The sequence below is a fragment of the Burkholderia sp. Ac-20379 genome, assembly GCF_017104645.1.
In the GTDB taxonomy this organism is placed as follows: Bacteria; Pseudomonadota; Gammaproteobacteria; order Burkholderiales; family Burkholderiaceae; genus Burkholderia.
This window is the reverse complement of record NZ_JAAGPF010000224.1, coordinates 1-11,787: the sequence shown is the minus strand read 5'-3', so window position 1 is coordinate 11,787 and position 11,787 is coordinate 1. Positions and strand designations below refer to the sequence as shown.

At 68.2% G+C, this 11,787-nt stretch carries 11 protein-coding genes and 1 pseudogene; 9 read left to right on the top strand and 3 right to left on the bottom strand.

Annotated features, from left to right (window positions below):
- The coding region (gene gcvPB / locus G3N92_RS23520; RefSeq protein ID WP_206129984.1) for an aminomethyl-transferring glycine dehydrogenase subunit GcvPB at positions 1-1,364 on the top strand (1,364 nt) is incomplete at its 5' end.
- Positions 1,365-1,453: 89 nt separating this feature from the next.
- Here gcvPB and G3N92_RS23515 read toward each other — a convergent pair.
- Positions 1,454-2,863 carry an aminotransferase gene (locus G3N92_RS23515; protein ID WP_206129983.1) on the bottom strand — a complete coding sequence of 470 codons (1,410 nt, stop codon included), beginning with the start codon at positions 2,861-2,863 and terminating at the stop codon, positions 1,454-1,456.
- 139 nt (positions 2,864-3,002) lie between these two features.
- Between G3N92_RS23515 and G3N92_RS23510 the strand changes: the two genes are divergently transcribed.
- The 8 genes from G3N92_RS23510 to G3N92_RS23475 all read left to right on the top strand — a co-directional run bounded on the left by G3N92_RS23510 (position 3,003) and on the right by G3N92_RS23475 (position 10,244).
- Entirely contained in the window at positions 3,003-4,460 is a 1,458-nt protein-coding gene (locus G3N92_RS23510; protein ID WP_206129982.1) for an NAD-dependent succinate-semialdehyde dehydrogenase, read from the top strand.
- 66 nt (positions 4,461-4,526) lie between these two features.
- On the top strand, positions 4,527-5,324 hold the full coding sequence (locus G3N92_RS23505; RefSeq protein WP_206129981.1) for an IclR family transcriptional regulator C-terminal domain-containing protein: 798 nt from the start codon (positions 4,527-4,529) through the stop codon (positions 5,322-5,324).
- 193 nt (positions 5,325-5,517) lie between these two features.
- Entirely contained in the window at positions 5,518-6,279 is a 762-nt protein-coding gene (locus G3N92_RS23500; protein ID WP_206129980.1) for an SDR family NAD(P)-dependent oxidoreductase, read from the top strand.
- Positions 6,280-6,314: 35 nt separating this feature from the next.
- Positions 6,315-7,079 carry an SDR family oxidoreductase gene (locus G3N92_RS23495; protein WP_206129979.1) on the top strand — a complete coding sequence of 255 codons (765 nt, stop codon included), beginning with the start codon at positions 6,315-6,317 and terminating at the stop codon, positions 7,077-7,079.
- A 197-nt stretch (positions 7,080-7,276) separates the two neighbouring features.
- Positions 7,277-8,080, top strand: coding sequence for a transporter substrate-binding domain-containing protein (locus G3N92_RS23490; RefSeq protein WP_206129978.1), 804 nt, complete (start codon positions 7,277-7,279; stop codon positions 8,078-8,080).
- 82 nt (positions 8,081-8,162) lie between these two features.
- A complete protein-coding gene (locus G3N92_RS23485) occupies positions 8,163-8,837 on the top strand; it encodes an amino acid ABC transporter permease (RefSeq protein ID WP_206129977.1) in 675 nt (224 codons plus the stop codon).
- On the top strand, positions 8,837-9,583 hold the full coding sequence (locus G3N92_RS23480) for an amino acid ABC transporter permease (RefSeq protein ID WP_206129976.1): 747 nt from the start codon (positions 8,837-8,839) through the stop codon (positions 9,581-9,583). The genes G3N92_RS23485 and G3N92_RS23480 overlap by 1 nt, the downstream gene beginning before the upstream one ends.
- On the top strand, positions 9,504-10,244 hold the full coding sequence (locus G3N92_RS23475; RefSeq protein WP_206129975.1) for an amino acid ABC transporter ATP-binding protein: 741 nt from the start codon (positions 9,504-9,506) through the stop codon (positions 10,242-10,244). The genes G3N92_RS23480 and G3N92_RS23475 overlap by 80 nt, the downstream gene beginning before the upstream one ends.
- A gap of 64 nt (positions 10,245-10,308) precedes the next feature.
- Here G3N92_RS23475 and G3N92_RS23470 read toward each other — a convergent pair whose 3' ends face one another.
- Both G3N92_RS23470 and G3N92_RS23465 read right to left on the bottom strand, forming a co-directional pair.
- Positions 10,309-11,469 carry an FAD-dependent oxidoreductase gene (locus tag G3N92_RS23470; protein ID WP_206129974.1) on the bottom strand — a complete coding sequence of 387 codons (1,161 nt, stop codon included), beginning with the start codon at positions 11,467-11,469 and terminating at the stop codon, positions 10,309-10,311.
- Positions 11,466-11,787, bottom strand: a pseudogene (locus tag G3N92_RS23465) (hypothetical protein); the annotation flags it as partial. The gene G3N92_RS23470 and the pseudogene G3N92_RS23465, both read right to left, overlap by 4 nt.

The following is an 11,787-nucleotide window of genomic DNA, read 5'->3' as shown; positions in this document are numbered from 1 at the left end:
CGCTGCCGGAAATGTCGGAGCCCGACGTGCTGCGCCATTACCTGCACCTGTCGCAGGAAACGCTCGGCATGATGGGCATCTCGCTGTTCGGCACCTGCACCATGAAATACAACGCCCGCCTCAACGAGGCGGTGGCCGCGCGCGACGGCATGGCCGAGACGCATCCGCGCCAGCACCCCGACACGCTGCAGGGCACGCTGGAAATCGTGCACCGGCTCGATCTCGCGCTGCGCGAACTGTCGGGCATGGATCGCTTCGTGTTCCAGCCGGCGGGCGGCGCCGACGCCGCCTACACCCACGCCTGCATGACGCGCGCCTATCACGCGGCGCGCGGCGAAGGCGACACGCGCGACGAGATCGTCACGACGATCCAGACCCACCCGTGCAATCCGGCCACGGCCGCCACGGCCGGCTACAAGGTGATCACTCTGATGATCGAGGAGGACGGCTATCCGTCGCTCGACGCGCTGAAGGCCGTGGTGTCGGAGCGCACCGCCGCGCTGATGATCAACAACCCCGACGACATGGGCATCTACAACCCGCACATCAAGGAGTGGGTGCGCATCGTCCACGAAGCCGGCGGCCTCTGCTTCTACGATCACGCCAACTTCAACGGCGTGATGAGCAAGGTGCGCGCGCGCGAACTCGGCTTCGACGCCTGCATGTTCATGCTGCACAAGACGTTCGGCGCGCCCAAGGGCGGCGGCGGGCCGGCCGTCGGCGCGTACGGCTGCAGCGCCGCGCTCGCGCCGTTCCTGCCCGGGCCGCTGGTGGTGGAGCAGGACGGCCGCTACGCGCTGGCGCCGGGCGCGGACGACGGGGTCGGCCGCGTGCGCGAATTCCTCGGCAACGTGCAGCAGGTGATGAAGGCCTACGCCTGGGTGCGCGCGATGGGCGCCGAGGGCATCGCCGCCGCCTCCGATCTGTCGGTGCTCGCGAACAACTACATGACGGCGCGGCTGCGCGAGGTGCGCGGCGTGGCCGTCTCGCATCCGCACGTCGACGCCCCGCGCATGGAGATGACGCGCTTCAGCCTGCAGCCGCTGTACGAGGAGACCGGCGTCAGCGCCGCCCACGTGCAGAACCGGATGGTGGACTACGGCGTGGACGCGTTCTGGCTCGCGCACGAGCCGTGGATCGTGCCGCAGCCGTTCACGCCCGAGGCCGGCGAGATGTGGTCCAAGGAAGACATCGACACCTGGATCGCCGTGCTCGAACAGGTCTGCCGCGAGGCCTACGCAACGCCCGAACTGGTGCGCACGGCGCCGCACGCCCATGCGATCGGCCCGCTCGACGGCCATGCACTAGAGGATCCGGCACGCTGGGCGATGACGTGGCGCGCCTGGCGGCGCAAGCAGGGCTGAGCGGCGGCCCTCGCCAGTTTCCGCGCCTGGCGGGGCGGCGCAGCGCGCCGTCCCGCCTTTTTCATGCGCGCGCAATCGCGCGCGCCCGCTCAACCGCGCCAGTGGCCTTCGGCCTTCAGCTCGGCGAACACCTGGTCGACGGCCTTCCTTGCGCGCGCAACCATCTCGGCCACTTCGTCTTCCGAAATGACGAACGGCGGCGAGAACGCGATCGAATCGCCCTCCGGCAACGCGCGCGTGATCAGCCCGTGGCCGAGCGCCGCCTTGGCGATGCGCCCCGCCACCTTCAGCGCCGGATCGAAGCGCTGCGCCGGCTCGCGCTTCGCGACGAACTCCACCGCGCCCATCAGCCCCAGCCCGCGCACGTCGCCCACCGCCGGATGATCGGCGAAGGTTTCGCGCAGCAGGCGGTGCATCAGTTCGCCGCGCGCCCCGGCCTGCGCCACCAGCCCTTCGCGCTCGATCAGCGCGAGATTGGCGAGCGCGGCGGCCGCCGCCACCGGATGGCCGCTGTAGGTGAAGCCGTGGCCGAACACGCCGAGCCGGTTGCTGCCCTCGACGATGGTGCGCCAGACCTTCTCCGACACCAGGCTCGCCGACAGCGGCACATAGGCCGACGTGATGCCCTTGGCGACCGTGATCAGGTCGGGCTTCATGCCGAACACTTCGGTGCCGAACGGCTTGCCGAGCCGGCCGAAGCCGCAGATCACCTCGTCGGCGATCAGCAGCACGTCGTATTTGTCGAGCACGCGCTGCACCGCGTCGTAATAGCCGGCCGGCGGCACGATCACGCCGCCCGCGCCCATCACCGGCTCCATGATGATCGCCGCCACCGTGTCCGGCCCCTCGGCGACGATCAGCGCCTCCAGATCGGCGGCGAGCTTCGCCGAGAACTCGGCATCGCTCTGCCCGGGCGCGGCCTGCCAAAGGCGATGCGGCGCGGTGGTGTGGCGGATGAACGGCAGCGGCAGCCCGAAGCCGTTGTGCAGGCCCTTCAGGCCCGTCAGCCCGGCGGTCGCGAGCGTCACGCCGTGATAGCCGCGCTCGCGCGCGATGATCTTCTTCTTGTTCGGCAGCCCGCGCGCCTCGTTGTAATACCAGACGAGCTTGATCTGCGTGTCGTTCGCGTCCGAACCGGAATTGCCGAAGAACACCTTCGACATCGGCACGGGCGCCATCTCGATCAGTTGCTGGGCCAGCCGGATCGACGCCTCGTTCGACATCGAGGCGAACGCGTGATAGTAGGGCAGCACCTGCGCCTGCTCGCGCATCGCCTCGCCGATCTCGGGACGGCCGTAGCCGACGTTCACGCACCAGAGGCCCGCCATCGAATCGATGTAGCGATTGCCGCGGGCATCGGTCAGCCAGACCCCCTCGCCTGCCGTGATCACGATCGGCCCGTTGCGCTCGTGATCGCCGAGCGCCGTGAACGGATGAAAGAAAACCTGACGGTCGATCTGGTGCAGATCGGACGCGGATGCCGCAGCGGCTGAAGCCATGAACATTTCTCCGAAGAACGACAAGAACAAACAAGTTGCAGGACATATGCGAACATCAATTTGTGCGCATTGCGCAATTTTGGGCGATATGAGAACATAAATCAACGCAACCAATATCCCCTGCCTGGAGAATGTTCCGATGCTCGCACTCACCGACCCGTCCCTGCTGCGTGAAGCCATTTACCTCGGCGGCGCCTGGATTTCCAAGACTACCGCCGGTTTCATCGAGGTGATCAACCCGGCGACGGGCGTGCCGGTCGGCCGCGTTCCGAAGGCGACCCGCGCGCAAACGGCCGAAGCCATCGTCAGCGCGGAAGCCGCTTTGGCCGCATGGAGTGCACGCCCTGCGAATGAACGTTCGCAAATCATTCGCCGCTGGCACGACTTGATCGTCGCCAACGCCGACGATCTCGCGGCGATCCTGACCGCCGAGCAAGGCAAGCCGTTCGCCGAGGCGCGCGGCGAGATCCTGTACGGCGCGGCATTCTTCGAGTGGTACGCGGAAGACGCCAAGCGCCTGTACGGCGAAGTGCTGCAGGCGCCGAGCGCCAACCGCCGGATGCTGGTGCTGCGCCAGCCGATCGGCGTGTGCGCGGCGATCACGCCGTGGAATTTCCCGATGGCGATGATTCCGCGCAAGGCCGCGCCGGCGCTCGCCGCCGGCTGCACGATGGTGCTCAAGCCCGCCAGCGCGACGCCGTTCTCCGCCCTGGCGCTGGCGGTGCTCGCCGAGCGCGCGGGCGTGCCGGCCGGGGTGTTCCACGTGCTGACGGGCGCGGCGTCGGAAGTGGGCGACGAGCTCGTGATGCACCCGGCCGTGCGCAAGATCACGTTCACCGGCTCGACCGAGGTGGGCCGCTCGCTGATGGAAAAGGCCGCCGGCACGATCAAGAAGGTCGCGATGGAACTGGGCGGCAACGCGCCGCTGATCGTGTTCGACGACGCCGACCTGGACGTCGCCGTGGCAGGCGCGATCGCCTCCAAGTTCCGCAACATGGGGCAGACCTGCGTGTGCGCGAACCGGCTCTACGTGCAGGCCGGCATCCACGACCGCTTCGTCGACGCGCTGGCCGCCGCCGTCGCCGCGCTGAAGGTGGGCGACGGCATGGCGGCCGACACGCAGCAGGGGCCGCTGATCGATGCGGCCGCCGTCGAGAAGGTGGAAGAACACATCGAGGACGCACTGGCCAAGGGCGCGCGCGTGGTGGCGGGCGGCAAGCGCCATCCGCTCGGCCGCACCTGGTTCGAGCCCACCGTGCTGGCCGGCGTCACCGCCGACATGAAGATCGCGCGCGAGGAAACCTTCGGCCCGGTGGCGCCGGTGTTCCGCTTCGAGACCGAGGCGGAAGCGATCGCCGCCGCGAACGCGACCGAGTTCGGCCTCGCCTCCTACTTCTTCACGCGCGACAACGCCCGCGTGTGGCGCGTGTCGGAGGCGCTCGAGACCGGCATCGTCGGCGTCAACACGGGGGCCACCTCGTTCGAGGGCGCGCCGTTCGGCGGCCTCAAGGCGTCGGGCATCGGCCGCGAGGGCTCGACCCACGGCATCGAGGAATTCACCGAACTCAAATATGTGTGCATCGCCGAAATCTGCTGATAGACTTTCATTTGCATGAATTTTGTGCGCATCGCGCCCAAACCCAAAGCAAGTGAGAGGAAACAAATGGCCGCATTTGAAGCAGGACTGGAAGAGGACGACGACATTCGCGATCGCGACTATGTCGGCTCGTTCGCACGCGGTCTGGAAGTGATCAAGGTGTTCAACCGCCACACGCCGCGCCGCACGCTGAGCGAGGTCGCCGAAGCCAGCGGCATGACCCGCGCCACCGTGCGGCGCTTCCTGCTGACGCTGGTGCGCGACGGCTACGCGGAGACGGACGGCAAGTATTTCAGCCTGAAGCCGAAGATCCTCGAGATCGGCTTTTCGGCGCTGTCGTCGATGAATATCTGGGATATCGCGCAGCCGATCATGAACAGCCTGTCGGCGCAGATCCAGGAGTCGTGCTTCGCCGCGGTGCTCGACGGCGATTCGGTGATCTACGTCGCGCGCGCCTCGTCGAACCGGCTGATCAGCGTCGACCTGTCGATCGGCAGCCGCTCGGCGGCGCACTGCGTGTCCACCGGGCGCGTGCTGCTGGCGGCCCTGCCGGACGCCGAGTTCCACCGCTATCTCGAAGCCGCCAAGCTGCAGAAGTTCACGCCGCACACCGTCACCTCGAAGGTCAAGCTGCGCGAACTCGTCGAGGAAACGCGGCTGCAGGGCTGGTCGATCGTCGATCAGGAGCTCGAGATCAGCCTGCGCTCGATCTCGGTGCCGATCCGCGATCGCGAAGGCAAGGTGGTGGCCGCGCTGAACGTCTGCTGCCCGGCCGATCGCGTGCCGCCGCAGGAAATCCGCACGCGGATCCTGCCTGCCATGCTCGAAGCCTCCAGCGACATCACGCGCGCGCTGCAGGCCTGAGCCCGCGGGCGCGCCGCCCGCACCCCGCCCCACCCGAAGCCACGCGGTTCGCCGCGTGGCTTTTTCTTTGGCCGCTCGCGCCGCCCTTCGCCCCCGATTCGCCAAATCGCGCCTTTATTTTTGTTTGCATGGCGCACATTTGTGCGCTAGCATCGTCTCACCATTTTTCGACGCCAAGACAACGGGGAACGCGATGCAAGGATTGCTGGACGGCAAGGTGGTGCTGGTGACCGGCGCAGGCCGGGGGCTCGGTCATGCGATCGGCACGCTGTTCGCCGCGCACGGCGCGGCGGGCGTGCTGTCCGACCTGCCCGGCACCGAACGCGAGGCCGCCCCGGCCGCGATGCAGGCGCTCGATTGCGACGTGACCGACGAGGCCAGCGTGCGCGCCTGCATCGACGGCACGATCGCGCGCTTCGGCCGGCTCGACGTGCTGGTGGCCAACGCCGGCGTGGTGCCGGGCTGGCGCGCGACCGACGCGCTCGATTTCGACGAGTGGGATCGCGTGATGGCGGTCAACGTGCGCGGCATCGCCGCCATGCTGTCGCACGCCGCGCCGGTGCTGCGCGCGAGCCGCGGCGCGGTGGTGGCGATGGGCTCGATCAATTCGTTCACGGCGCATCCGCGCCAGATGCTCTACACCGCCTCCAAGCATGCGGTGCTCGGCATCGTGCGCGCCGCCGCCCGCGATCTGGGCCCGCACGGCGTGCGCGTGAACGCGCTCGCCCCCGGCCCGATCGCCACCGACGCGCTGCGCCAGCGCATCGCCCATCGCGCCGCCACCGGCGGCCAGCCCGAAGCCGAGGCGCTGCGCCAACTGGCGCAAGGCAACGCGCTGGGCCGCCTCGCCACCGCCGAGGAAGTCGCGCAAGGCGCGCTGTTCCTCGCGTCCCCGCTGTCGAGCGGCATTTCCGGCGTGATGCTGCCGGTGGACGCCGGCTTCTGCGCCGCCTGACGTTTTCGACCTAATAGTAAGGATGACGAATGACAATGAGCCTCGATAACCGCTGCGTGCTGGTGACCGGCGCATCGAAAGGCGTGGGTGCCGCCATTGCGCGCGCGGTCGGCCGCGACGGCGCGCGCGTGATCGCGCATTACGGCAGCGACCGGGCCGGCGCGGAAGCCGCGCTGGCCGACGTACCGCCCGAACGCAAGCGCTTCGTGCAGGCCGACCTGCACGACCTGAACGCGGCCGAGGCGCTGTGGGATCGGGCGGAGGCCGCGTGGGGCGGCGTGGATGTCTACGTCAACAACGCGGCGATCATGCGCTGGCACGGCGGCCTCGACGCCGACGACGCCACCTGGGACGCCGTCTGGGACGAAACGCTGGCCGTCAACGTGCTGGCGCCGGCCCGCCTGATGCGCCGCGCGGTGCGCCATTTCCGCGGCCGCGGCGCGGGCGTGCTGGTCACGATCTCGAGCTGGGCGGCGCAGCGCGGCGTGACGAATCCGGACACGATTGCCTACGCCGCGTCCAAGGCAGCCGTTCGCGCTGCCACGCAGACGATCGCAAGGGCGTACGCCAAGGAAGGCCTGCTTGCGTACATCGTCGCACCAGGCGTCGTGCGCACCCAGATGTCGGAGGCGTTCGCCGCCACTCAGGGCGGTGAGGCACAGATCAGCGCCACACTCGCGATGGGCGAATGGGTGCCGCCGGAGGATCTCGGCGAACTCGTGAGTTTCCTTTGCAGTGGCCGGGTTCGGCATTTGAGCGGCGCCACGCTGGACGTCAATGGCGCCACCTATCTGCGCTGACCTCACACAACCGGCGGCTCGGCAATACGAACTTCTTTCGATAGCGGCCGGATGAAATAAATGCAAACATGTGTGCGACTCGCGCACATTTCTTTTGACGAAATTTTTTGTCTCTCAGAGAATTTTTATCGGCGGTCTATAAAGGGAGCACGAACCGCCGGGGCGATTTCCCTTACGTACCAACTGGAGAGTTCGAAATGCTGAAAGCAGTAACGTGCGCGCTGGCGGCACTGGTTGCCTTCGCCGGATCCCCCGCGGCGCAGGCTCGCCCGCTCGATCAGATCATCAAGAGCGGCACGATCCGGATCGGCGTCAACCCGAATTTCCCGCCGATGAGTTCCTACAACGCGCAGAACCAGCTGGCGGGATTCGACATCGACGTCGGCAACAAGATCGCCGCCTCGCTGAACGTGAAGGCCCAATTCGTCCCGACCGAATCCGCCCAGCGCGTGCCGTTCCTCGTGTCCGACCGGATCGACGTGTCGCTCGGCGCGCTGACCCGCTCGCCCGAGCGCGCGCAGCTGATCGACTTCACGGTGCCGCTGCACACCGAGACGATGGCGGTGCTGACCACCGGCAAGATCAAGGCGACCAAGTGGACCGAGCTCGATTCGCCGTCCGTCACGCTGGTCGACATGCGCGGCAACTGGTCGGTCGATTATGTGAAGGGCAAGCTGCCGAAGGCGAAGATGCTGCTCGTCGATTCGATCGCCGACACGGTGCGCGCGGTGGCGCAGGGCCGCGGCGACGCGATCGTCGAGAACATCGACTTCTTCCAGGCCTTCACCAAGAACTACCCGAACGTGAAGTGGCGCACGCTGAACGACGCGATCTTCGTGAACTACGACTGCATCGGCGTGGCCAAGGGCAACGACACGCTGCGCCACTACCTGAACGTCGAACTGTTCGACCTGCACACGAGCGGCTTCATCAACGATACGTGGAAGGCCGCGTACGGCGCGCCGATGCTCAAGCCGGTGGTGCCGGATCCGTTCTTCTGACGATCGCGGCGGCGCGGGGCGGCAGCGGCCGCGCCCCGTTCGCCGCGCGCCGCAGCACGGCCGTCACAACGATCGCGACACCATGCCCTATACCCTCCAATTCGCCGACGTCTGGCGACACCTGCCCTACCTGCTCGCCGGCGCGTGGCTGACGCTCGAAATCGCGTTCGTCTCGTTCTGGCTGGGCGCGGCGATCGGCCTGGCCGGCGCGCTCGGCAAGCGGCACGGCGGCGCGATCGTGCGCCGCCTGATCGGCCTGTACGTGACGTTCTTCACGAACACGCCGGCGCTGGTCCAGATCTTCTTCCTGTTCTATGCGCTGCCCGACGTGGGCATCACGCTCACGCCGATCACGGCGGTGCTGATCGGGCTGACGCTCAATTCCGGCGCGTACCTGACCGACATCCTGCGCTCGGGCATCGCCTCGGTGCGCACCTCGGAGCTGGAAACGGCCGAGACGCTCGGCATGTCGCGGCTGCAGACGGTGCGCTACGTGATCCTGCCGCACATCGCGCGCACCATCTACGCGCCGCTCTGCAACTTCTTCGTCTGGCTCGTGCTGGGCAGCTCGATCGGCGCGATCTTCGGCGTCGAGGAGCTGACCGGGCGCGCCATCAACATCTCGAGCGAGAACATGCGCACCATCGAGACCTTCTCGGTCGTCGCGGCGATCTACGTGGCGCTCACGTTCGTGGCCTCGATCGCGCTGGCGCTGACCGGGCGCTATGCGTTCCGCGTCAAAGCGAGGATCTTCTGATGTTCGACCTGCTGATTTCCCAGGCTCCGGCCTTCTTCACGCACTTCACGTTCGAATTCCTGTTCGAGGCGATGATGCGCACGCTCGCGATGACCGTGCTCGGCTGTTCGGTCGGCCTCGCGCTCGGCTTCGTGATCGCGATGGTGCGCTTCACGCGCTCGCGCTGGCTCGCGCCGGCGCGCGTCGTGCTGACGGCGTTCGTCGAGGTGTTCCGGCGCATCCCGTTCCTCGTCAACCTGTTCGTGGTGATGTTCGCGCTGCAGGGCTTCGGCGCCGACATCTCGCTGTTCACGATCGCCACCGTGTCGATCTGCATCGTCGCCACGGCGTTCCTGTCCGAAACGATCCGCGCCGGCCTCGAATCGGTGCCGCGCCAGCAGATCGAGGCGGCGCAGGTGATGAACTTCGGCTACACGCGCATGGTGTTCTCGGTGCTGCTGCCGCAATCGTGGCGCGTCATCCTGCCGCCCGCGTTCGCCTTCATGGTGATGTTCATCAAGGACACCTCGCTGGCCTCGCAAATGGGCGTGGTCGAGCTGACGTTCAGCGGCAAGGTGCTGATGAACCGCGGCTTCTCGCCGTTCCTCGTCTACGGCGCCGTGCTGGCCGCCTATTTCATCCTGTCCTACCCGCTGAGCCGTCTGGGCACCCACCTGGAGAACCGCCTTGCCACACCTCGCAGTCAAAAATCTCTCAAGCGCGTACGCGCAGCAGCAGGTGCTGCGCGACATCACTCTGTCGGTTGAGCGAGGCGAAGTCGTCAGCCTGATCGGGCCGTCCGGATCGGGCAAGAGCACGCTGCTGCGCACGCTGATGGGGCTGCTGCCTCCGACGCACGGCGAAGTGGTGCTCGACGACGCGCCGCTCGACTACCGCTCGAAGGCCAGCGTGCGCGCCGCGCGCGACCGGATGGCGATCGTGTTCCAGCAGTACAACCTGTTCCAGAACATGGACGTGCTGCGCAACGTGACGATCGCGCCGGTCAAGATCAAGAAGCGCTCGCGCGACGAAGTCGAGCGCGAGGCGAAGGAACTGCTGCGCCGCGTGGGCCTGGCCGAGAAGCATCACAGCTACCCCGACGAGCTGTCGGGCGGCCAGCAGCAACGCGTGGCGATCGCCCGCGCGCTGGCGCTGCGGCCCGAGCTGCTGCTGCTCGACGAGATCACCGCGGCGCTCGATCCGGAGCTGGTGCAGGAAGTGCTCGACACCGTGCGCAACCTGGCGCGCGAGGGCATCACGATGCTGCTGGTGTCGCACGAAATGGCCTTCGTGCGCGAGGTCTCGACACGCATCGTCATGATGGACAAAGGGCAGATCGTCGAAGTCGGCACCCCCGCCGACATCTTCGGCAATCCGAAGGAGCCGCGCACGCGCGATTTCGTGTCGAAGGTGCTGCGCCACCACTGAAAAAAGCGGGGCCGCCGGCTTGCGCTGGCGGCCCCGCTTTTTTCCGGCCCGGCCCTTCGGCGCTTCAGTGCATCGCGCGCTCGGCCAGCAGGAACGGCGACAAATCCAGATCGAACGGCGCCGGCTTGCCCTGCACCAGGCTCGCCACGATACGCGCCATCGCCGGCCCGGCGGTGAAACCCATCCACGGAAAAAAGTTCAGGAAGAAGCCAGGCACGCCCGGCACTTCGCCCAGCAGCGGCTTCCAGTCGTCGGTGCCGTTGACCACGGCCGCCCAGGTGCGCACGATCCGCAGGTTCGCGAGCGCGGGCACGGCGGCCAGCGCAACGGCCATGTTGCGGGCCAGCGAATCGGGATCGGTCACGGCGTGGCCGCGCGGATGCCAGCGCGCCGGCCAGCCGCCGCCGATCAGCACCGAGCCGGCCCCGTTCTGCTTGAGCGTGAGCTTCTCGCCCGCCGAATAGACCAGATGCGGAATGAACGGATCGACGCGCTCGGTCACGGCCACCTGGATCGCGAAGCCCTGCACGTCGAGCGGCACGCCGAGCATCGCGGCCACCTCGCCCGCGCTCGCACCGGCCGCATCCACCACGCGCCGCGCGCGCATCGTGCCGCGCGCGGTGTGCACGGCGAAGCCGTCGCGTTCGCGCGCGATGCCGGCGACGGCCGCGTGGCGCTCGATGCGCACGCCCAGTTCCGCCGCCGCGCGCGCATAGGCGAGCGTGACGGCCAGCGGGTTGGCCTTGCCTTCGTCGGGACACAGCGCGCCGCCGATCGCCGCATCCGACAGATACGGCGCGATCGCGCGCACGTCGTCGCGGCCCAGCACCCGCACATCGAGCCCCTGGCCGCGCTCGACGCGTGCCTTGGCCTCGATCGCGGCCATCTGCGCGGCGTCGGTGGCCACCAGCAGGCCGCCCTTCAGCGATACCTCGAGCGGCTCGCCGAGCAGCGCTTCCAGGCCGCGCCATTCGTCGATCGAACGATGCAGCAGCGCGATCGTCGGCGCGAAGGTGGCCGCCCATTCCGGGCCGCGCGTGACGAACGGCTCGTGCGGGATCTGCGCGTGCAGGCTGCCCGCGTTCGAACCGGACGCGCAGGTGTTCAGTTCGCCGCGCTCCAGCACGGTCACCGTCACGCCGTCGCGCGCCAGGTAGTACGCGGTCGCGCAGCCGGCAATGCCGCCGCCGATCACGATCACGTCGGTCATCGGGGAAAGAGTCATCGGGGTCCTGTCGATCGGCGCGGCCCGGCCGCGTCCTGCGCCGCCATGTTACGTCGCGCTAAAAAGAACGCATAGGCCGGCGGCAGCACCGAGATCGGATCGGGCACCCCGAGTTCGCGCGCGGCGCGATACGGGAAGCTCGCATCGGCCAGCAGTTCGCGCCCCATCGCGACGAGGTCGGCCTCGCCGGCCGCGACGATCGCCTCCGCCTGGCGGGGCTCGGTGATCAGCCCCACCGCGGCCGTCGCGACGCCGGCCTCGCGGCGCACGGCGGCCGCATAAGGCACCTGATGCCCCGGCGTCTCGCGTGCGCCGCCA